Consider the following 20,574-nt stretch of genomic DNA (forward strand, 5'->3'; position numbering starts at 1 on the left):
GGAAAGAGAGAACTTCGACCGGGCCGGGTGGCGGGTCACCGCGGTGACCTCCCGACTCCGCTGCCATTCACGTTAGCGGAGCCCACGCCCCGCCAGACCGGCGGGTGGCGATCCCACCCGCCACAGAGACCCTCCAGTTGCGCAGCCGTCGCGATGAGTCTCGCGTCGTCGCCGTACCGACCGGTCAGCAACACCCCGACCGGCAACCCCTCTGCGGTCACCCCCACCGGCAACGAGACCGACGGCTGACCGGTGACGTTGAAGACCGCACAGTACGGGGAGAACCGCCGTTGCAGGTCGAAATCCTCCTCCGGCGTACGGCCCTCGGTGAACCAGCCGACGGGTGCCTGCGGGGCCGCCAACGTGGGACAGAGCAGCAGGTCACAACCGGCGGTGCGGCGCGCGCCGAGGCGTACCTGCGCCTGGAGTTCGCCGAGGGTGGCGCTGAGCGTACCGGCGGAGATCCCGCCGCCCCGGGCCCGCAGGAAGCGGGTCAACGGCAGCAGGTCGGCCTCCCGCTCGGGCGGCACCGGCGCGAGCGAGAGGACGTACCAGACGACCTCGAACAGCGGCCAGACCTGTGGCCCGAGTGGCGGTGGCACCTCGACCACCTGGTGACCGGCGGCGGTGAGCAGCGTCACGGCCCGGTCCACCGCGGCGACGCAGTCCGGGTGGACCGGCTCGTCGGCGAGCATCGGCGCGGTGAACCGGCCCACCCGCAACCGTCCGGGATCGGCGGCCCGGGCGGCGCCCAGGTAGCCGTCGGCCGGCGGCGGTGGCGGCAGGTACGGCTCGCCGGGCACCGGCTGGGCGAACACGTCGAGCAGCGCGGCCACGTCGGCGACGGTACGGCCGATCGGGCCGCTGGTGGGCAGCCCGAACGCGCCGGAGCCGAGCGGGCCGCCGGAGACCACGCCCCGGCTCGGCTTGTAGCCGATCAGGCCGCACAGGGACGCCGGGATGCGGACCGATCCGCCGCCGTCGGAGCCCTGGGCCACCGGCACCAGCCCGGCCGCCACCGCAGCCGCCGCGCCACCGCTGGAGCCGCCGGCGGTGTACGCCAGGTCCCACGGATTACGGGCCGGCGGGGCCACCAGCCCCTCGGAGTAGAGCGAACAGCCCAGCTCGGAGGTGGTGGTCTTGCCGAGGCTGACCAGGCCGGCCGCCCGGACGAACCGCACCACGTCGGCGTCGACCGGCGGGACCAGGTCGGCGAAGGCGGCCGAGCCGAAGGTGGTCCGCACGCCGGCCGTCAACGTCAGATCCTTGATCGCGGTGGCCACGCCGTGCAGCGGTCCCCGCCGGTCGGCCGGGGTGGCGTCGGCGGCCCGCGCGGCCTCGCGCGCCGAATCGGCGGTGACCGTGACGAAGGCGCCCACCGTGTCGCCGAGGGCGTCGACCCGGTGCAGGTAGTGCTCGACCATCTCCAGGCTGGTCAGCTCGCCGCGACCGATCGCGGCGGCCTGCTCCAGCGCGGTCAGGTCGTGCGGCTCGGCCATGTCGTCATCCTGCCGCGCCGGTCCGCCGCTCGCACCCGTCACGCGCCGGAACGCGCCCAGGCGGCTGCGCGCCGGGTGCTGCGTGCTGCGTGCCGAGCGCCGGGGGCGTGGTGTTAGGAAGGGACCCCTGCTATGCACGAGGCGTTAATAAGGTGCCCTTCCTTGCAAGAAGTGCAGGGCGTTGCCGGCCAGCAGGCGGGCGCGTTGGGCGTCGGTGAGGAAGTCGGCCTGGTGGATTACCCGGCCGGCGGGACGCTCGCCCAGCGGGTACGGGTAGTCGCTGCCGAGCAGCACCCGGTCCACGCCCATGGTGTCGACCAGCAGCCGCAGCGACGGGGTGGAGAAGACCACCGAGTCGACGTAGAACCGGTCCAGGTAGCTGCTGGGCGGGGCAGCGGAGGCACCGCGTACCAGGTCGCCCCGGCGGTGCCAGGCGTTGTCGGCCCGCCCCACCCAGTACGGGAAGCTGCCGCCGCCGTGGGCGAAGCAGATCCGCAACGTCGGCGGCACCCTGTCGAAGACCCCGCCGAGGATCATCGACAGCACCGACAGGTGTGTCTCGGCGGGCATGCCGGTGAGCCAGCGCGCCATCCACCGGTCGAGTCGGGGCCCGCCGGGCATGTCCCACGGGTGTACGAAGACCGGCGCGCCCACCTCGGCGCAGTGGGTCAGGAACGCCACGATGCCGGCGTCGTCCAGGTCCCGGTCGCCGACGTGGTTGCCGATCTCGACGCCCACGTGCCCGGCCGCCAGGCAGCGGTCCAGTTCGGCGCAGGCCGCGTCCGGGTCCTGCAACGGCACCTGGCAGAAGGGCAGCAGCCGGTCGCCACCGGCCGAGGTGACCTCCAGGGTGAGGTCGTTGAAGATCCGGGCCACCCGGACCGCCTGCTCGGCCGGGCGGTCGTAGCCGAAGAACACCGGCGTGGGCGAGACCACCTGCACGTCCACCCCGTCGGTGGCCATGTCGGCGAGCCGGGTCGGCGCGTCCCAGCACTCGGCGCCAACCGGCCGGAACTCGGTCTCCCCCACCATGATCATGGCCGCGCGTTCCGAGTCGACCCGCAGCCAGGGCCAGCCGGACCCGCCGCAGGCCGCGGCGAGGTCCGGCCATCCCTTGGGTACGACGTGGGTGTGCACGTCCACCACGGTGGGTGCCGCCATCGTCAGCCCTTGCCCGGGTGCAGCGTGCCGCACCGCTCGCAGGTCCGCGCCGCCTCGTCGGCGTAGAACGCGCCGAAGACGGGCGGCAGGTCGGCGGCGATGTCGCGGACCTGCAACTCGACCTCGTGCACCTTGTGCCCGCACTCGGGGCAGTACCACTGGAACTTCTCCAGCGTCCCCTCGGCACGTACCCGCTCCACCACCATCCCGATCGAGCCGGGCTCGGGTCGCTGCGGCGAGTGCGGGGTGTTGCGCGGCAGCATCCACATCTGACCCTCGCGCACGTGCACCGTACGCGGTCCCTCCGGGGTCATCAGGTTGATGTGCATGTTGCCCTTGACCTGATAGAAGAACTCCTCGTACGGGTCGACGTGGAAGTCGGTGCGCTGGTTGGGCCCACCCACCACCATGACGATGAAGTCGTCGGAGCCGGGGAACATCTCCTTGTTACCGACCGGCGGCTTGAGCAGGTGCTGGTTGTCGGCGATCCAGCCGGGAAAGCTGAACGGCTCGGCGATCTCACTCACGACTACCTCCTCCGGGAAGCAGGGCCACGGCTTGCATCTCGATCAGCAGGTGGGGGTGCGGCAACTGGTGCACGGCCACGGTCGTCCGGGTCGGACCGGTGGCGTCGAAGAACTCCGCCCACACCTGGTTGTACCCACCGAAGTCGTTCATGTTGACCAGGTACGACGTCACCTGCACCAGGTCGGTCAACTCGGCGCCGACGGATCGCAGCAGGTCACCGATGTTGTCGATGACCGCGCGCGTCTGCACCCGGATGTCCAGGTCGGTGGTCCCGAACTCGTCCACCGACACGCCGGCGAAGCTGTTGTCCGGCAACCGGGACGACGTCCCGGACACGAACACGAACCCCCCGGCCACCTTCACATGCGGAAAGGCCCCCCGAGGCACCGCCTTCCCGGAAACCACCCGCCCCCCGTCACTCCCCACACCACACCCCCACCAACTCACCCCGACCACCCGGCGGAGCAACGCGAACCCCAACCACCCCAGCCGAACCCTCACCTGGCGCAGCGATGCGAACGCCAGCCACCCCAGCCGACCCCCCACCCGGCGCAGCTTTGCCACCCCCACCAAGTTTTTGTTTCCGGGCCCGCCCGCCGGGGTCTGTTTTAAGCCTGACCGCCCGGAGCCGGTCGGGCTGCCCGGAACCCCCACCGCGCAACCAACGCCCGAACCCCCCACCCCGCAACCGAGCCCCAGACCCAAAACCACAGACATCACGACACAGCCCGAACCGAAGCACCACCAAGCTTCTCGACGACCGCCCGCACCCGCACCCCCGCCCGCAACGGCACCGCCGCCGTAGCCGCCCCCGCCAGGAACACCCACCCTTCCCGCAGCCGTACGCCGTGCCGACCGGCCAGCCGGATGCCCTCGTCGAGGGCCCGACGCGGGTCGCCGAGGATGGCCGCCGTCGAGCCGACCTGGGCCACTCGTCCGTCGATCTCCAGCAGGACGCCGAGGTTCTCCAGCCCGTCGGGCACCGGCGACCAGGGGCCGATCACGAACGCGCCGGCCGAGGTGTTGTCGGCGATGACGTCCGGAAGCGAGAACGTGAAGTTCGCGTACCGGCTGTCGATCAGCTCGATCGCCGGGGCGACCGCGCGGACCGCGTCGGTGAAGTCGCCGACCGGCTCACCGGGTTCGGGCAGCCGGTCCAGCAGGAACGCCACCTCGGGTTCGACCCGGGGGTGGATGAAGCCGGTCACGTCGACGGTGCCGCCGTCGGGGACCCGCATCGCGTCGGTGAGCCGTCCCCAGATCACCTCGTCCACACCGACCTGGGCCATCTTCGCCTTGCTGGTGAGCCCCATCTTCAGCCCGACCAGCCGCTCGCCACGGTCGAGTCGATGCTGCACCAGCGCGGCCTGCACCGCGTACGCGGCGTCGACGTCGAGACCGGCCTCGGCGGCGACCTGCGGTACGGCGGTGGCCGTGTCGGCCGCCCGGTCCAGTGTCGCCGCGATCTGCGCGATGTCCGGCGCGATCATGTTTTCTCCTGCCCGGTGAGGTCCAGCGCCACGTCGACGATCATGTCCTCCTGCCCACCGACCATCCGCCGCCGGCCGAGTTCGACCAGGATGGAGCGGACGTCCACGCCGTACCGGGCGGAGGCCCGTTCGGCGTGCCGGAGGAAGCTGGAGTAGACCCCGGCGTAGCCCAGGGAGAGGGTTTCTCGGTCCACCTGGACCGGCCGGTCCTGGAGCGGGCGGACGATGTCGTCGGCGGCGTCCATCAGCGCGAACACGTCGCAGCCGTGCTTCCAGCCGTGCAGTTCGGCGACCGCGACGAAGACCTCCAGCGGCGCGTTGCCGGCCCCGGCGCCCATTCCGGCGAGCGAGGCGTCCACCCGGACGGTACGCCCGTGCGGGGCGTCCGGGCCGACCACGTCGGCGCCGACGATACGCCCGTGCTCGACGGCCAGCACGCTGTTGGCCACCCCCAGGGAGAGGTTGTGGTGGGCGTGGATGCCGATCTGCGTGGTCGGTTCCAGCACCTGCCGGTACGCGTCGACGCGTTGCGCCACGTCGGACATCAGCAACCGGCCGCCGGAGTCGGTGACGTAGACGCAGTGCGCCCCGTACGACTCCATCAGTTTGGCCTGCGCCGCCAACCCGGCCGGGTCGTTCATGTGCGACATCATCAGGAAGCCGGAGACGTCCATGCCGTTCTCGCGGGCCCACGCGATGTGCTGGGCGGAGATGTCGGCCTCGGTGCAGTGGGTGGCGATCCGGACGCTGGTCACGCCGAGCGCGCGGGCCGCCTTGAGGTCGGCGATGGTGCCGATGCCGGGCAGCAGCAGGGTGGTCAGCTTCGCGGTGGTCATCACCTCGGCCGCCGCCGCGATCCAGTCGGCGTCGCTGGCCGCGCCGTGGCCGTAGTTGACGCTGGAACCGGCGAGACCGTCGCCGTGCGCCACCTCGATCGCGGCCACCCCGGCGGCGTCCAGCGCGGCGGCGATGGTGCGGACCTGGTCGACGGTGTACCGGTGCGCGACGGCGTGCATGCCGTCGCGCAACGTCACGTCCTGGATGTACAGCTCGGTCACCGGACTCTTCGCGTTCGTCGTGGTCACGCCCGCACCCCCTCGGCGCGCAGGGCGACCAGGCGCTGCGCGGTCCGCAGGGCGGCCGAGGTCATGATGTCCAGGTTCCCGGCGTACGCGGGCAGGTAGTGCCCGGCACCGGCGACCTCCAGGAAGACCGTCACCTGTACGCCGGTGAGCTGCCGCCCCAGCGTCGGCACGTACGCGTCCACCCGGTCGAACTGCACGTCCTGCTTGAGCCGGTAGCCGGGGACGTACTCCTGCACCTCGGCGACCATCGCGGCGACCGACTCGGCGATGGCGACCCGGTCGGCGTCCGGGTCGGGGCAGAGGCAGTAGACGGTGTCCCGCATCAGCAGCGGCGGCTCGGCCGGGTTCAGCACGATGATCGCCTTGCCGCGTTCCGCGCCGCCGACCACTTCGATGGCCCGGGAGGTGGTCTCGGTGAACTCGTCGATGTTGGCCCGGGTGCCGGGACCGGCGGACCGCGAGGCGATCGAGGCGACGATCTCGCCGTACGCCACCGGGGTGACCCGGCGGACTGCCGCCACGATCGGCACGGTCGCCTGTCCACCGCAGGTCACCATGTTCAGGTTCGTCTCGTGCAGGTGCTCGTCGAGGTTGACCGGCGGCACCACGTACGGGCCGATGGCGGCCGGGGTCAGGTCGACCACCGTACGCCCGTGGCTTCGCAGCACCGCGTCGTTGTGCCGGTGCGCGCCGGCCGACGTGGCGTCGAAGACCAGGTCGACGTCGGCGAACTCGGGCATGGCGACCAGCCCGTCCACGCCCTCGGCGGTGGTGGCCACGCCGAGGCGGCGGGCGCGGGCCAGACCGTCGGAGGCCGGGTCGATGCCGGCCATCGCCACCATCCGCAGGCCCGCCGCGCCGCCGTCGGCGTCACCGCCCGAGCGGAGCACCTTGATCATCAGATCGGTGCCGATGTTGCCGGACCCGATCACCGCCACCCCGGCCATCAGGACGCCTCCTTCGCGAAGCAGGCCCGGACCGAACCGAGCCCGGAGATACGTGCCTCGTACGTCGCGCCGGGCGTCACCGGCACCATCGGCCCGAGCGCACCGGAGAGCACCACGTCACCGGCGCGCAGCGGGTCACCGGCGCGGGCCAGCGTGCCGGCCAGCCAGGCCAACGCGTGCAGCGGGTTGCCGAGGCAGGCCGCCCCGGCACCGACCGCCACCGGTTCCCCGGCGTGTTCCAACACCATCCCGGCCAGCCGCAGGTCCACGTCGCTCACCCGACGCGGCGAGGTGCCCAGCACGAACAGCCCGCTGGAGGCGTTGTCGGCCACGGTGTCCACGATGGAGATGTCCCATCCGGCCACCCGGGAGTCGACGACCTCGATGGCCGGCAGCAGGTGGTCGATGGCGCGCAGCACGTCCACGGTGGTGACCCGGGCGTCGGGCAGGTCGGCGCCGAGCACGAAGGCGATCTCGGCTTCGACCCGGGGCTGGAGCAACCGGTCCAGGGCGATCTCGGCCCCGTCCGGTACCGCCATGACGTCGGTGAGCACACCGAAGTCCGGCTCGTACACGCCGAACGCGTCCTGGACCGCCCGGGAGGTCAGCCCGACCTTCGCGCCCACCCGGCGCTGGCCGGACGCCAGCCACTCGCGGACCTGGATCTGCTGCACCCGGTACGCCGCCTCGACGTCCCCTTCGGGCAGCAGTCGCCCGCGCAGCGGCGGGCAGGGCTTCCCGCTCTCCCGCGCCTCGACCAGTTCCAGGGCGGCCAAATCGACATCAACGGTCATGTCAGCTCCTCGCTGCGCTCGGACCCGCCATGAGCCTCAACCCGGGCTGCTTCGATGATTCGCTCGCTACGCTCGCTCATGAGAGATCCACGCAGACGTTGGTGAGTTCGGAGTAGAAGTCGAGCGAGTGCACGCCGCCCTCGCGGCCGATGCCGGACGCCTTCACCCCGCCGAACGGGGTACGCAGGTCGCGCAGGAACCACGTGTTGACCCAGACGATGCCGGCGTCCAGCCGGGCGCCGGCCCGGTGCGCCCGACCCACGTCCCGGGTCCACACGGTCCCCGCCAGGCCGTACTCGGTGCCGTTGGCCAGCTCGTACGCCTCGTCCTCGTCGTCGAAGGGCGCGACGTGCACCACCGGTCCGAAGATCTCCTCGCGGTTGGTGCGGGCGTCCGGGCCGAGCCCGGTCAGGACGGTCGGCTGCACGTACGCGCCACCGTCGCGGGCGTCGCCGAACCGGGGCGTCCCGCCGCCGGTCAGCACCTGCGCCCCCTCGGAGCGGGCCAGGTCGTAGTGACCCAGCACCTTGTCCCGGTGGGTGTGCGAGATCAGCGGCATGTTCACGGTCGCCTCGTCGGCGGGCCAGCCGTACGCCAGCTCGGCGGCGCGGGCGGCCAGCCGCTCGGTGAACTCCTCGAACACCGGACGCTGGACGAGGATCCGCTCGGTGCAGAGGCACACCTGGCCGCCGTTGGTGAAGCTGGACCGGACCGAACCGGCGACCGCCGCGTCCAGGTCGGCGTCGGCGAAGACCAGCCCGGCGTTCTTGCCGCCGAGCTCGAAGCTGACCGCCTTCACGCCGTCGGCGGCGGCGCGCATGATGGCGCTGCCGGTGGCGGACTCTCCGGTGAAGGTGATCGCGTCCACGCCCGCGTGCCGGGTGAGGGACTCCCCGGCCGAACCGGGACCGAAGCCGTGCACCAGGTTGAACACACCCTCGGGCACACCGGCCGCCGCCATCACCTCGGCGAGCAGCGTGGCCGAGGCGGGGGTCTCCTCGCTGGGCTTGACCACCACGGCGTTGCCGCAGGCCAGGGCCGGTGCGACCTTCCAGGTGAGCAGCAGCAGCGGCAGGTTCCACGGCACGATCACCGCGACCACGCCGACCGGCTTGCGGACCGCGTAGTTGAGTGCCCGGCCGCCGGTCGGGGTGACCGTGGTGAACGACTCGGTCGGCGCGGTCGCCACGATCTCGGCGAAGGCCCGGAAGTTGGCCGCGCCACGCGGGATGTCCAGGGTGCGGGCCTGCGAGATGGCCTTGCCGGTGTCGGCCACCTCGGCGGTGACCAGGTCGTCGAAGCGGCGCTCCAACTCGTCGGCGACCCGACGCAGCACCTCGGCGCGTTCCCGCTCCCCCATCCGACCCCACGGCCCGCGCAGCGCCGCCCGGGCCGCCGCCACCGCGTCGTCCACCACCGACGCGCCGGCCTCGACCACCTCGAAGACCGGTTCGCCGGTGACCGGGCTCCGTCGGGTGAAGCGGGCGCCCTCGTCGCGGAACTCGCCGCCGACGAAGTTGCGCAGCAGGACAGGGCCGTCCGGCGCGTGCCCGGTCATCAACCGGGGGTCCCAGCGGGTCATCGACGTCTCCCGCGCCCGATCGCCACCGCCGCACCGGCCACCGCCGCCAGCACACCGGCGGCCACCGCGCCGAGCACCTGGTACTGCCGGCGCACCCGGCGGCGCACCTGCGCGTACGGGACGGTGGAGAAGGAGACCATCTCGTACTGGGAGACGTACCGTCCGGGCAGCGCCCGCTCCAGGGCGTGCTCGACCTTCTTGCGGGTCCGGAACACCGGCGAGGCGACCTTGTCGCGCATCTCGACGAAGTTGGCCAGTGCCATCCGGGCGATCGCCTCGGCGTTGCCCTGCCGACGCTGCTGGAACAGCGGCAGCGCGGCGGACCAGTCGTCGTCGCACTCGGACAGGCAGCGGTCCAACTCCACCACGTCCTCGAAGGCGCAGTTCGCGCCCTGGCCATAGAACGGGACGATGGCGTGCGCCGCGTCGCCGAGCAGGCCGACGCGTCCGTTCACCTGCCACGGGTCGCAGCGCACCGTGCCGAGTACGCCGACCGGGTTGTGCTGGTAGTCGTCGACCAGGTCGGGGGCGAGCGGCAGCAGGTCCGGGTAGTGCTGGGCGAAGTGCCGTTCGATCGCCGCCTTGCTGCCCAGCGAGGCGAAGCTCGCGGTGCCGTGGGTGGGCCAGAACAGCGTGCAGGTGAAGGAGCGGTCCGGGTTGGGCAGCGCGATCATCATCGAGGTGCCGCGCGGCCAGATGTGCAGCGCACCCTCGTCGAGGGCGAAGTCACCACCGGCCGGCGGGATGCTCAGTTCCTTGTAGCCGTAGTCGAGGAAGTCGACGCTCTCGGTGAGCAGACCGTGTTCGAGCAGTTGTCCGCGTACCGCCGAGCCGGCGCCGTCGGTGCCGAGGACGACGCGCGCGTCAGCGGTCACCGTGCCCTGCGGGGTCTCGAAGGTCATCCGCGCGGTGTCCGGGTCCAGGCCGACCAGCCGGTGGTCGAAGGCGATCCGCACGCCGGGCAGCTTCGCGGCGGCCTCCAGCAGCGCGTTGTTCAGCGCACCCCGGCTGATCGAGTTGATCGCCCGGTCGCCGGAGACGCTGTACGACTGGAAGCCGGGCTCACCGAGCACCGGGTGCACCATCCGGCCGCGCATCGGCAGCGCGTCGGCCATCACCTGCTCGTCGAGCCCGATCCGGCGCAACGCGTCCAGCCCGCGCTCGGAGAGCGCCAGGTTGATCGACCGTCCCCGTTCGACGGTCCCGGCACGCGGGTCCGGCCGCCGCTCGTACAGCGCCACCGGGTAACCCCGGCGGGCCAGGAAGCAGGCCAGCAGGCAGCCGGCCAGCCCGGCGCCGACCACGGCGATCTCGTCGCGTTCCCGGTTCATCCAGCTCTCCCAACGGTGGCGGCCAGCGCGTCGGCGACCCGCCAGCAGTCGTGGTACGTCGAGTAGAGCGGCACCGGGGCGAACCGGACGACGTCCGGCTCCCGGGCGTCGGCGATCACTCCGTGCTCGTACCGGAGCCGCTTGGTCAGCTCCCTGGCGCTGCCCTCGCCGAGTCTGACCGAGAGTTGGCAGCCACGGCGACCCGGGTCGCGCGGGGTGATCACGGTCAGCGGCCGGTCGGCGGTCACCTCGTCCAGCAGCCGCTCCAGGTAGCCGGTGAGCCGCAGGCTGCGCTCGCGCAGCGCCGGCATCCCGACCGCGTCGAACAGCTCCAGCGAGGTACGCACCGGCCCCATCGAGAAGATCGGCGGGTTGGAGATCTGCCACGCCTCCACGGTGGACGGCGGACGGCTGACCGGGGTCATCTCGAAGCGGGTCGCCGCCGCCGTGCTCCACCAACCCTCGAAGCGGGGCAGGTCCGCGTCGCCGTGGTGCCGCTCGTGCACGAACACCCCGCCGAGCGCGCCCGGTCCGGAGTTGAGGTACTTGTACGAGCACCAGGCCGCGAAGTCGACGTCCCACTCGTGCAGCGACAGCGGCACGTTGCCGGCGGCGTGCGCCAGGTCCCACCCGACGACCGCACCGGCGGCCCGGCCGGCGGCGGTGATCGCCGGGATGTCCATCAGCTCGCCGGTGAGGTAGTTGACGCCGCCGAGCAGCAGCAGCGCGACGGTGTGCCCCTCGGCGGCCAGGAACGCGGTGACGTCCTCGGTGCGCAGGGTGTCCTCGCCCGGTCGTGGCGTCAGCCGGACCACGGTGGTGTCCGGGTCGAGGCCGTGGAACCGGGCCTGGCTGCGCACCGCGTAGCTGTCCGAGGGGAAGGCGCTGTCCTCGATGACGATCCGGGTCCGCGTGCCGCTCGGCCGGTAGAAGCTGACCATCAGCAGGTGCAGGTTGACCGTGAGCGAGTTCATTACCACGGTCTCGGTGGGCAGGGCGCCGACCAGTCGCGCGGCCGGGGCCGTCAACAGCTCGTGGTACGGCAGCCAGGGTCGTTCCGCCTCCAGGTGCCCCTCGACACCGAGCCGCCCCCAGGCGTCCACGTCGGCCAGCAACTCGTCCCGGGTGGCCCGGGGTTGCAGGCCGAGCGAGTTGCCGGCCAGGTAGGCCGCCTCGGGATGGTGACCACCGTCGGCCGGTGGCACGTGGAACAGGTGCCGGTGTCCGGGGTCGGTGGCGTCCAGTCGGAGGGCTTCGGCCTCGTCGGGGCGTGGCGCCTCGGCCTCGTTCGTCGTCATCGTCGCCTCACATCGCGGTACGGGCGGACCACAGCTCGGGGAAGACCACCCGGGCCATGCTGCGTTGCAGCCAGGCCAGCCCGGCGGAGCCGCCGCTGCCGACCTTGGCGCCCATGGTGCGCTGCACCGCCTTGATGTGGTGGTGCCGCCAGTCGCCGAACTGTTCGGCGACCTCGGTCAGCGCCTCACCGAGCATCCGCAGGTGGTTGTCCGGGCCGGAGTCGGCGTAGATCCGCACCCAGGCCGCCTCGACGGCGGGGTGCGGCTCGTGCTCGACCGCCACGTCCCGCTCCAGCAGGTCGGCGGGCAGCTCGTGGCCGTGCCGGGCGAGCAGGGCCAGCACCTCGTCCCAGACGCTGGGCGTGTCGAGGGCGGCGGTCAGCTCGGCGTGCACCTCGGTCTGCCGGCGGAACGGCCGGATCAGCGCCGGGTCGCGGAGCCCGAGCTGGAACTCCAGGTGGCGGTACATGGCCGACTGGAAGCCCGAGCCCTCACCGAGCAGGTTGCGGAAGCGGTTGAAGTCGGCCGGGGTCATCCAGCGCAGCCCCCGCCAGGCGGCGTTGAGCCCTTCCAGGTGCAGCGCGGCCCGACGCAGCGGGGCGAGCGCCTCCCAGACCCGGTCGCCGCGTAGCAGCCGGGCGGCGTCGCGCAGTTCGTGGCAGGTCAGGCCGAAGTACAGCTCCATGATCTGGCTGACCATCAGGAACGACATCTCGCCCGGGTCGTCGCTCAGCGGCTGCTGCAACCGGTGCAGCGTGCTGGCCTGCACGTACGCGTCGTACGGCACCCGCTCGGCGAACTCCAGCGTCGGCTCGCCGCCGTTGCGCGCGGCGCGGGCCGCGCGCTGGCGGCCGGTGACCGGACGTACCGCCGCCCGGGTACCCGGGCGCAGCTCCGTCTGCTCCATGCGTCCGCTCCTTCCTGGCGTCGGTCCAGACATGATCTCGCGGTCTGATCGCCGGACGGAATGCCTCTTCAACGGCGGTTACGCAGGTCGACCTGCCGAACGAAAGGCACTGGCAGCAGTTCGGTTGCCGGACGTAAGGTCGCCGCGTGGACGAGATGGACTGGGCCCTGCTCCGTGAGCTGCAGGCCGACGCGCGACTGTCGTTCAGCGAGCTGTCCCGGCGGGTGCACCTGTCACCCCCGGCGGTCGCCGAACGGGTCCGGCGGCTAGAGGAGACCGGCGTGGTCACCGGCTATCACGCCCACGTCGACCTGGCCCGGGCCGGTCGCAACGTGGTGGCGCTGATTCGGATGTCCTGTTACGGCGCCCGGTGCATCCTGCACGTCCCCGAGGTCGCCGACTGGCCGGAGATCCTGGAGATCCACCGGATCACCGGCGACGCGTGCAGCGTGCTGAAGGTCGCAGCCTCCTCGATCGGGGAGTTCGAGGCGGTCATCGACCGACTCGCCCCGTACGGGCAGCCGTCGAGCACGATGGTCCTCTCCACTCCGCTGGGCTGGCAGCCGGTCACCCCGCTGTCGGGTTAGCCGCCCCGGCAGCGGGAATGCGCCGCGGGTCGCCCCAGCAGGACCGGTGCACCGGTGCCGGGAGGGAGGATCATGCGGGGTCTGCTTCCGTACCCGTCGACCATCGTCCGACTGTTCGGCGCGTTCGCCCTGATCGGGGCTTTCGTCCTGGTCGGCGCCGCGCCCGCGCGAGCGGGTGAGAACACCTTCATCGAGGTGACGCCGAACAGCGTGCAGGCCGGCTCCCGGGTGCACCTCAAGGCGAGCTGTGACAACGCCAACAACCGGCAGGCCGAGGTGACCTCGGACGCGTTCCGTCAGGTCTTCCTCCGCCCGGACAACGGCTTCCTCACCGGGGATGTCACCGTGCCGAGCGACAAGCAGGCCGGCGACTACCCGGTCAACCTGCGCTGCGAGAACGGTCAGACGGCCCACACCACGCTGACCGTGCTGAACATGGAGCAGCCCACCAAGGGACCGGCAACCGGTGGCGGCGGCACCGCAGGCGGCGGGACCGGCTCGATGCTGCTGCTCGGCGGCGCCGCCACGGTGGCCGCAGTGGTGGTGTTCGGGCTGGTCAGCAGCCGGCGTCGGGCCGGTTCCTGACCCGCTGTCGCGATGAGCGGCCCTCGCGTACCCGCGCCGGAACCCGGTCCGGGCCCACGCCGGACCACTGCCCGTCGGGTGCCTCGCGCCTGGCGACGGGTGGTGGGCACGGCGTGGGGCCGGTTGGGCCGGGTCACCGCGCAGATGGGGTCGGCCAGCGTCAGTACGCCCGACCCGGCGACCCCGCCGCTGCCGCCTCGGGGTCGACAGGTCGGCCGGTACCGGCGGTTCGGCCGCCCCGCTCCCGGGGTGCCGGTCCTGGTGATCGGCGCGCTGATGCTGCTGATCGTCACGATGCTCGGCGTCGAGCGGCTGACCGGGGTGAACCTGCTGCCGGACCGGTTCATCGCCGGGCTGGCCCGTCCGCCGAAGGACTACCCGATGCTGTCGGCGAGCGAGCCGGTCAGCATCGAGATCAGCAAGATCGACCTGACCGCACCGGTGCACAACGTCGGGATCGCGCCGGACGGCAGCGTCGCCGCCCCGCCGGCCGAGCGGGCCCAGGAGGCCGGGTGGTACGACCAGGGCCCGACCCCCGGGCAGTACGGCCCGGCCGTCATCGTCGGGCACGTGGACACCAGCACCGGCCCGGCCGTCTTCCAGGACCTGCGGGAACTGCGGTCCGGTGACCGGGTCGAGGTGGCCCGCTCCGACGGCTCGGTGGCGGTGTTCGAGGTGGAGCGGGTCGGCCGGTACGACAAGGAGCAGTTGCCGGCGGACGACGTCTTCGGCGACTTCAGCCGGCCCCAGTTGCGGCTGATCACCTGCGGTGGGCGCTGGGTCGGCGGCGAGACCGGCTACGCGGACAACGTGATCGTCTTCGCCTCGCTGGTGCAGGCCCGCTGACCTGCCGGGACGACGGCCCTCGCTGCCGGGCCGCGTCGGAGGCGCGCTCAGGCGGCTTCGGACGCGGCTCAGGGCTGTCGCCGGGGGCGCGGCTCAGGCGGCTTCGGGCTCGCGCAGGTCGAGCCAGTCCGCCCAGCGCGGGTCGGGGGCGCGGTGCCCGAGCACCCGCCAGGCGATCCCTCTCGGGGCGGCCGGCGGGGAGTGCAGCCGCCAGCCCATCTCGGCCGGGGTCTTGTCGCCCTTGCTGTGGTTGCAGCGGGCGCACGCGGCGACCACGTTCTCCCAGGCGTGCCGACCGCCCCGGCTGCGCGGGAAGACGTGGTCGATGGTCTCGGCCGGGCCTCGGCAGTAGGCGCACCGCCAGCCGTCCCGGGCGAAGATCGCCCGCCGGGACAGGCCGACGTGGGTGCGGTACGGCACCCGGACGAACCGGGTGAGCCGGACGACGGAGGGCACCGGGAGCGCATTGCGTGCGCTGTGCAGGATGCCCTCGCCGTCGGCGACACAGACCGCCTTGGCGGAGAGCACGAGGATCGCGGCACGGCGTACCGACACGACACACAGCGGCTCGTAGGTGGCGTTGAGAACCAGCGCGCCGGAGCCCACCGTGGGTCGTATGTCAGGCATCGCGTCACCCTCCCGGTCAAGCGGCAGTCACACTCGCCATCGCCGACCGGTGTCGGACACAGCCCTACACCATGTCGACGCCGGCCGGATCACCGACGTCCGTTGCGCCAATCGTCCCTGATCGGAACCGCGAATGCACGCACTAATCCTGGGTAGCCGGGGCGGCTTTCCGACCGGCCCGGGTCCGGCGTCACCGTCCGGTGGGGCGGCGGTGTACTCGCCGGGCGGTTGCGGTACGAACACAGGGTGATTGTCAGCATCCTTCGTACCGTCGCGCCCACACCGACCCCGGCAGAGCCGGAAACGGACGAGACGCCCAGCCCTGAGTGTCTCGACGAGGTGGTCTGCAACTGGGTCTGGAAGTTCTCCGACTCGGTGTGGTTCGCCGAGGGCAGCTACTGGATCCTGATCAAGCCGCTGCGGATCATCCTGATCCTGCTGCTCGCGATGGCCGCCCGATGGCTGGTGCACCGCACCATCCGCCGGTTGGTCCGCACCACCAGCGACGCCGGGGTGCCCACCATGCTCCGCCCGCTGCGCGAGCGCATCCCGACCGCCGCCGCCCAACCTGGCGAGTTCGTGCCAGAACGCCGCCGGCAACGCGCCGAGGCGATCGGCTCGGTGCTGCGCAGCATCAGCACGGCGTTCATCTACGGCATCGCGGTGCTGATGGTGCTCAAGGAGTTCAGCTTCGAGCTGGCACCGCTGCTGGCCAGCGCGGGCATCGCCGGCGTGGCACTCGGCTTCGGGGCGCAGAGCCTGGTGAAGGACCTGCTCGCCGGACTCTTCATGCTGCTGGAGGACCAGTACGGGGTCGGCGACAACGTCGACCTGGGTGAGGCGAGCGGTGTGGTCGAGGCGGTCGGGTTGCGCGTCACCACCGTGCGTGACGGCCGGGGTGTGCTCTGGTACATCCGCAACGGCGAGATCGTCCGGGTCGGCAACAAGAGCCAGGGCTGGGCGTTGGTGGTGGTGGACCTGCCGATCGGTTTCGCTGGCACCGAGGAGGCCATGGCGGTGCTGCGGACCGCCGCCGCCTCGGTCGCGGTCGACCCGGACCTGGCCCAGTCGATCGTGGAGCCGCCGGACGTACTCGGCGTCGAGCAGGTGACGGTGGAGGGCACGGTCATCCGCACGGTGGCCAAGACCACCGCGGAGGGGCAGTTCGCCGTCGGCCGGGAACTGCGTCGCCGGCTCGCCGAGGCGCTGGAAAACTCCGGCATCACGGCCCGGATCGCGGCGGGCCGGTTCCTTCCCGGGCTACCTACTCGTTCCGATAGTGAGACCGGTCAGGGGGGTGCCACCTGAGCGGGGCGACGGGGGTCGCGGCCGAGTGGCCCCTCGGGTATCGTCCGTTCGTTCAGTCGGAGATGCGACCGTCCACCCGTTCGCCCTAGCCAGTTGTCAGACGATCGGGCAGAATCCGGTTCACGCGCTACCAAGCGCGGTCACGTCCTCGCTGATCCGACAGATCTGACGATGGTTCCGGGACAGCCATCACGAGTGGCCGGCCACCGGGACGATGGAGGCGATGGTGTCCGACGAGCGACCTTCTCCGGAAGGGCCGGCCACCTTCCGTGAAGTTTTCGCCCAGAGTGAGTACCGCGCCGTCTTCGCGGCCAACACGCTGACCTGGATCGGTGACTACGTCGCCAAGGCGGCGGTCACCCTCCTGGTCTACCGGACGACCCAGTCCGTCGCACTCTCCGCCGCCGCCTTCGCGGTGAGCTACCTGCCGTGGCTGATCGGCGGGCCGCTGCTGGCCACCGTCGCCGAGCGACACCGGTACCGGCAGGTGATGGTCATCTGCGACGTCATCCGCATGTCGCTGATGCTGCTCATCGCCATCCCGGGCATCCCGGTGCCGGTGATCCTGGCGTTGCTGTTCGCCACCACTCTGGCCAACCCGCCGAGTCAGGCCGCCCGGTCCGCGTTGATGCCGCTGATCCTGCCCGGCGACCGGCTCGTCGTGGGGCTCTCCATCAACGCCAGCGTGGGGCAGGCCGCCCAGGTGGTCGGCTATCTGCTCGGCGCCGTCGTGGCGACGGTGAGCCCGACCGCCGCGCTGCTGATGAACGCGGCCGCCTTCGCGCTCTCCGCGCTGCTCGTCCGCTTCGGCGTCCGCGACCGGGCACCGGCGATGAGCACCGCCCACCGCAGTCACCTGCTGCGCGAGACCGCCGACGGGTTCCGGATCGTCTTCCGTACGCCGGTGTTGCGGGCGATCGCCGTCCTGGTCTTCAGCGCCATGCTCTTCTCGATCGTGCCCGAGGGGCTCGCCGCCGCCTGGGCGAACGAGAGCGCGGGCGGGATGAACACCGGCCTGGCACAAGCCGTGATCATGGCCTCGCACCCGCTCGGCTTCATCCTCGGCGGCCTGCTGATCGCGCGGCTCGTCGGGCCGGCCCGTCGGCTGGCCCTGATGCGACCGCTGGCCGTCTTCGCGCCGCTGGCCCTGGTGCCCTCGCTGCTCGACCCCTCACCGGTGATGGTGGCCCTGCTCGCCGCCGTCTCCGGGTTCGCGGTCGCCGGCATGCTGCCGGTGGCCAACGGACTCTTCGTGCAGGCCCTGCCGGACGGCTTCCGGGCCCGGGCCTTCGGCGTGATGGCCACCGGCGTACAGGTGATCCAGGGCGCGGCGGTGCTGGTGACCGGGTTGCTCGCCGAGCGCTTCCCGATCCCCGTCGTGGTCGGGGTGTGGAGTATCGCGGGGGTGCTGCTGATGTCGATCGTGGCGCTCCGCTGGCCCGACCACCGGACGGTGGCAGCCTCCGTCGAGGCGGCCAGGCGCGCCGGTGCCGACTCCGCTCAGGGCGATGCCGGTGGGTCCGAGGTGCCGGGCTCCGAGCAGGTGGGTCCGGGCCGGCCACAGCACGCGGTGAGCTGAACCACCCTCGGCGGGCCGTCCCGGTCGGGCCGTCGGTCGACGGCGCCTGGCAGGATGGAACGGTGAATCCCGCAGGTGAGTCCGAGCGCAACGGCGAGACGGTCACGCTCTTCGAGGCCGTCGGCGGCGAGCCCACGTTCCGCAAACTGGTCGACGAGTTCTACGCCGGTATCGCCACAGATCCGCTGCTACGACCGATGTACCCGGAGGACCTGGGCCCGGCCTCCGACCGGATGAGGCTGTTCCTCATGCAGTACTGGGGCGGCCCGAACACCTACTCCTCTCAGCGGGGCCACCCCCGGCTGCGGATGCGGCACGCGCCGTTCCGGATCGGCGCGGCCGAGCGTGACGCCTGGTTGCGGCACATGCGCCGGGCGGTCGACAGCCTCGACCTGCCGCCGACGATCGAGACCGAGCTCTGGAACTACCTGGAGCGGGCGGCCCTCTTCATGGTCAACACGATGGAGGACCCGGCCGCCCCCGCGTGAGGCACTGCCGGACCCTCCGGGGCGCGCCCGCCACCTGCGCGGCGGCGGGCCGCACCCGTCAGGGTCAGAGCAGCGCGCCCTCGTCGTGCAGCCAGTCGACGAAGCTGGTGGCCACCGCCGCCCCGCAGTCGAGCAACTCGACCAGGAGGGCGTCGTGGGCCCCTGCGGCGAGCGGCACCTGCAACTCGGCGTAGATCGGCAACTGGCCGCGTTCGGTGGCGTCACCCACGTACGCCTTGCAGAAGCGCCGGGTGTGGTTCCACTCGTTGACCACCCGGTAGGCCCGGTCCGCCCAGTCCGGCGGCACGGTCGCGTGCGGCCTGGCCCGGAGCACGAGGATCTCGTCCTCCGGCCCTTCCAGCGTGACCAGCACCGCGTGCCGCTCCCACATGGCCAACAGGTTGCCGTCACCGTCGGCGAGATAGCGCACGTCGAGCAGATCGAGCGCGTCGCAGACCCGGCCCAGGGTGACCGGTTCGACGGTTGCCGGCATGTCGGCGATCAACGGATGCTCCCCGCCCGACCGGTCGTCCCCCGGTCGGCGGGGCGGAGGCGGCCCGACCCGGACCGTGCCTTCCACCGTGATCCTGCTTCGAGTTTCCGGGTCACCGCCACTGGCGGGACCGGGGCGCCATGACCACCACGGCATCGCTCGCGCACCTCACTCCCCAGCGGATCCAGTCGCCTACGGTGGGTTGGATCCGAGGATGGACGGTACCCGGACAGCCGGAACGAAGCACCCCCCCAACGGCAGCCCCAGCCCAGAAGGATGAACCAGGGTCATCCGTTCGCATGAGCCACGGAGGGCCGTACGACAAGATCCGTGGCCTTCTGCGACCAAACAGCTCCATACGGTCCCACCAGCCCGACCCATCGGCCAGCCGCCCGGACCTGGACCGCGCCCGATTCCGGCGAATCCCCGGCAGGACCTAGGAAACCCATCCGAACCAGACCCTGCACCAATCGCTGGGTCACCTCCACCGGACGGCCAGGCTCGTCGTCCGGCGTCACCACCACCGCCACGTGGTCCAGCAGGGCGTCGCGCAGTGCCCGCTGCCCGACCGCCCGACCGGCCACCCCGTGCGCGGCGGCCTCGCGCAGGGTGCCCGCCGCCGCCGAGGCGAGCCGGCGAAGCTCCCCGCCCGGCAGCGTCTCCACCCACCGGCTCCCGGCCGGCGGCAACGCCCAGCGCCACTGCGCGTCCTGGCGTGCGGGCAGCGCGGTCCCCCCGGCCGCCAGTTCGGCCAGCAGGCTCCCGGCGGCCACCGTGACGTCCCCGGCGCCCGGACCGGCCACCGTGCGCGCCGCAAGGACGCCCCACGGCAGCCGGGCCCAGAGCGAGGTACGGCCCGGTGCGCCGGCGGGCCGCAACCGGACCAGGGCGGCGCTCTCCAACCGCACCAGCCGGGACAGGAACGCCCCGGCGTCGGCGACGTCGGCGATCCCGTGCCCGGTGCCGCCGCCCCGTGGTCCGGTCACGGTGTCCCGCCGTCGAGGGCGTACCCGAGCAGGAAGGCCCGTTCCTGCTCGGTCAGCCGGCGAGCCGCCTGCTGGGCCAGGTCGAACGGCACCAGCACCGAACGCGCCCGGCTGACCAGCAGGTCACCGTCGTACATCTCGTAGCCGATGGTGAAGGAGGCGGCCCGGATCTGCTCCACCCAGAGGTCGATCCGCACCGTGGGCGCGCCCTCGGCGGTGGCGCGGTGCAGGGCGAAGTCGACCGGGCGCAGGTAGTCGATCTCGTGCCGACGGATCACCACGCCGTTGGTGAACGAGTCGATCCCCTGGGCCTGGGCGCCGGCGAACATCAACGCCACCCGGGCCTCCTCGTAGAGCGTGAGGAAGCGGGCGTTGTTGACGTGACCGTACGCGTCCTGGTCGGACCAGCGCAGGGTGCAGTGATAGACGAACCTGTCAGCCACGACGATCCGC

At 72.2% G+C, this 20,574-nt stretch carries 22 protein-coding genes; 6 read left to right on the plus strand and 16 right to left on the minus strand.

Features of this window, described 5'->3' with window-relative positions; genetic code table 11:
* Nucleotides 1–35: 35 nt before the first annotated feature.
* The 12 genes from ACZ31C_RS05860 to ACZ31C_RS05915 form a co-directional block, all read right to left on the minus strand.
* The gene (locus tag ACZ31C_RS05860; RefSeq protein WP_465794402.1) at nt 36–1,499 is read right to left on the minus strand and encodes an amidase; all 1,464 of its coding nucleotides are present in this window, start codon (nt 1,497–1,499) and stop codon (nt 36–38) included.
* 144 nt (nt 1,500–1,643) lie between these two features.
* Nucleotides 1,644–2,660, minus strand: a complete 1,017-nt coding sequence (locus ACZ31C_RS05865; RefSeq protein WP_465794403.1) for an amidohydrolase family protein — start codon at nt 2,658–2,660, stop codon at nt 1,644–1,646.
* A gap of 2 nt (nt 2,661–2,662) precedes the next feature.
* Entirely contained in the window at nt 2,663–3,187 is a 525-nt protein-coding gene (locus tag ACZ31C_RS05870; protein WP_350700438.1) for a 3-hydroxyanthranilate 3,4-dioxygenase, read from the minus strand.
* Complete coding sequence (locus ACZ31C_RS05875) at nt 3,180–3,644, minus strand: RidA family protein (protein WP_465794985.1); 465 nt, start codon at nt 3,642–3,644, stop codon at nt 3,180–3,182. The genes ACZ31C_RS05870 and ACZ31C_RS05875 overlap by 8 nt, the downstream gene beginning before the upstream one ends.
* Before the next feature lie 260 nt (nt 3,645–3,904).
* The gene (locus ACZ31C_RS05880; RefSeq protein WP_465794404.1) at nt 3,905–4,678 is read right to left on the minus strand and encodes a 2-keto-4-pentenoate hydratase; all 774 of its coding nucleotides are present in this window, start codon (nt 4,676–4,678) and stop codon (nt 3,905–3,907) included.
* Nucleotides 4,675–5,736 carry a 4-hydroxy-2-oxovalerate aldolase gene (dmpG, locus tag ACZ31C_RS05885; RefSeq protein WP_465794986.1) on the minus strand — a complete coding sequence of 354 codons (1,062 nt, stop codon included), beginning with the start codon at nt 5,734–5,736 and terminating at the stop codon, nt 4,675–4,677. The genes ACZ31C_RS05880 and dmpG overlap by 4 nt, the downstream gene beginning before the upstream one ends.
* 23 nt (nt 5,737–5,759) lie before the next feature.
* Complete coding sequence (locus tag ACZ31C_RS05890) at nt 5,760–6,713, minus strand: acetaldehyde dehydrogenase (acetylating) (protein WP_465794987.1); 954 nt, start codon at nt 6,711–6,713, stop codon at nt 5,760–5,762.
* Complete coding sequence (locus ACZ31C_RS05895) at nt 6,710–7,504, minus strand: 2-keto-4-pentenoate hydratase (RefSeq protein ID WP_465794405.1); 795 nt, start codon at nt 7,502–7,504, stop codon at nt 6,710–6,712. The genes ACZ31C_RS05890 and ACZ31C_RS05895 overlap by 4 nt, the downstream gene beginning before the upstream one ends.
* Before the next feature lie 76 nt (nt 7,505–7,580).
* Nucleotides 7,581–9,062, minus strand: coding sequence for a 2-hydroxymuconic semialdehyde dehydrogenase (locus ACZ31C_RS05900; RefSeq protein WP_465794988.1), 1,482 nt, complete (start codon nt 9,060–9,062; stop codon nt 7,581–7,583).
* A gap of 20 nt (nt 9,063–9,082) precedes the next feature.
* On the minus strand, nt 9,083–10,417 hold the full coding sequence (locus ACZ31C_RS05905; RefSeq protein WP_465794406.1) for an FAD-dependent oxidoreductase: 1,335 nt from the start codon (nt 10,415–10,417) through the stop codon (nt 9,083–9,085).
* Nucleotides 10,414–11,715 (minus strand): kynureninase, encoded by a 1,302-nt coding sequence (gene kynU / locus ACZ31C_RS05910; protein WP_465794407.1) that lies wholly within the window; start codon nt 11,713–11,715, stop codon nt 10,414–10,416. The genes ACZ31C_RS05905 and kynU overlap by 4 nt, the downstream gene beginning before the upstream one ends.
* Nucleotides 11,716–11,722: 7 nt before the next feature.
* On the minus strand, nt 11,723–12,622 hold the full coding sequence (locus ACZ31C_RS05915; RefSeq protein WP_465794408.1) for a tryptophan 2,3-dioxygenase: 900 nt from the start codon (nt 12,620–12,622) through the stop codon (nt 11,723–11,725).
* Nucleotides 12,623–12,768: 146 nt separating this feature from the next.
* Here ACZ31C_RS05915 and ACZ31C_RS05920 point away from each other — a divergent pair, with 146 nt between their 5' ends.
* The 3 genes from ACZ31C_RS05920 to ACZ31C_RS05930 all read left to right on the plus strand — a co-directional run bounded on the left by ACZ31C_RS05920 (nt 12,769) and on the right by ACZ31C_RS05930 (nt 14,640).
* Nucleotides 12,769–13,209 (plus strand): Lrp/AsnC family transcriptional regulator, encoded by a 441-nt coding sequence (locus ACZ31C_RS05920; protein WP_396752741.1) that lies wholly within the window; start codon nt 12,769–12,771, stop codon nt 13,207–13,209.
* 72 nt (nt 13,210–13,281) lie between these two features.
* Nucleotides 13,282–13,794 (plus strand): hypothetical protein, encoded by a 513-nt coding sequence (locus ACZ31C_RS05925; RefSeq protein WP_465794409.1) that lies wholly within the window; start codon nt 13,282–13,284, stop codon nt 13,792–13,794.
* Between the two features lie 12 nt (nt 13,795–13,806).
* Nucleotides 13,807–14,640 carry a class F sortase gene (locus tag ACZ31C_RS05930; RefSeq protein WP_465794410.1) on the plus strand — a complete coding sequence of 278 codons (834 nt, stop codon included), beginning with the start codon at nt 13,807–13,809 and terminating at the stop codon, nt 14,638–14,640.
* Between the two features lie 93 nt (nt 14,641–14,733).
* Here ACZ31C_RS05930 and ACZ31C_RS05935 read toward each other — a convergent pair whose 3' ends face one another.
* A complete protein-coding gene (locus ACZ31C_RS05935) occupies nt 14,734–15,267 on the minus strand; it encodes an HNH endonuclease (protein ID WP_117230470.1) in 534 nt (177 codons plus the stop codon).
* A gap of 246 nt (nt 15,268–15,513) precedes the next feature.
* Here ACZ31C_RS05935 and ACZ31C_RS05940 point away from each other — a divergent pair, with 246 nt between their 5' ends.
* The 3 genes from ACZ31C_RS05940 to ACZ31C_RS05950 all read left to right on the plus strand — a co-directional run bounded on the left by ACZ31C_RS05940 (nt 15,514) and on the right by ACZ31C_RS05950 (nt 18,642).
* The gene (locus tag ACZ31C_RS05940) at nt 15,514–16,575 is read left to right on the plus strand and encodes a mechanosensitive ion channel family protein (RefSeq protein ID WP_465794411.1); all 1,062 of its coding nucleotides are present in this window, start codon (nt 15,514–15,516) and stop codon (nt 16,573–16,575) included.
* Nucleotides 16,576–16,798: 223 nt separating this feature from the next.
* Nucleotides 16,799–18,154 (plus strand): MFS transporter, encoded by a 1,356-nt coding sequence (locus ACZ31C_RS05945; RefSeq protein WP_465794412.1) that lies wholly within the window; start codon nt 16,799–16,801, stop codon nt 18,152–18,154.
* A 62-nt stretch (nt 18,155–18,216) separates the two neighbouring features.
* Nucleotides 18,217–18,642, plus strand: a complete 426-nt coding sequence (locus tag ACZ31C_RS05950; protein ID WP_465794413.1) for a globin — start codon at nt 18,217–18,219, stop codon at nt 18,640–18,642.
* 64 nt (nt 18,643–18,706) lie between these two features.
* Here the strand turns inward: ACZ31C_RS05950 and ACZ31C_RS05955 are convergent, their stop codons facing one another.
* From ACZ31C_RS05955 to ACZ31C_RS05965, 3 genes are all read right to left on the minus strand, one after another.
* The gene (locus ACZ31C_RS05955; RefSeq protein ID WP_396698983.1) at nt 18,707–19,291 is read right to left on the minus strand and encodes a type III secretion system chaperone family protein; all 585 of its coding nucleotides are present in this window, start codon (nt 19,289–19,291) and stop codon (nt 18,707–18,709) included.
* A gap of 131 nt (nt 19,292–19,422) precedes the next feature.
* Nucleotides 19,423–20,121 (minus strand): DUF8185 domain-containing protein, encoded by a 699-nt coding sequence (locus ACZ31C_RS05960; RefSeq protein ID WP_465794414.1) that lies wholly within the window; start codon nt 20,119–20,121, stop codon nt 19,423–19,425.
* Nucleotides 20,118–20,564, minus strand: a complete 447-nt coding sequence (locus ACZ31C_RS05965; protein ID WP_350700255.1) for an acyl-CoA thioesterase — start codon at nt 20,562–20,564, stop codon at nt 20,118–20,120. The genes ACZ31C_RS05960 and ACZ31C_RS05965 overlap by 4 nt, the downstream gene beginning before the upstream one ends.
* Nucleotides 20,565–20,574 lie beyond the last annotated feature (10 nt).

The organism is Micromonospora sp. NPDC023869 (assembly GCF_055559695.1).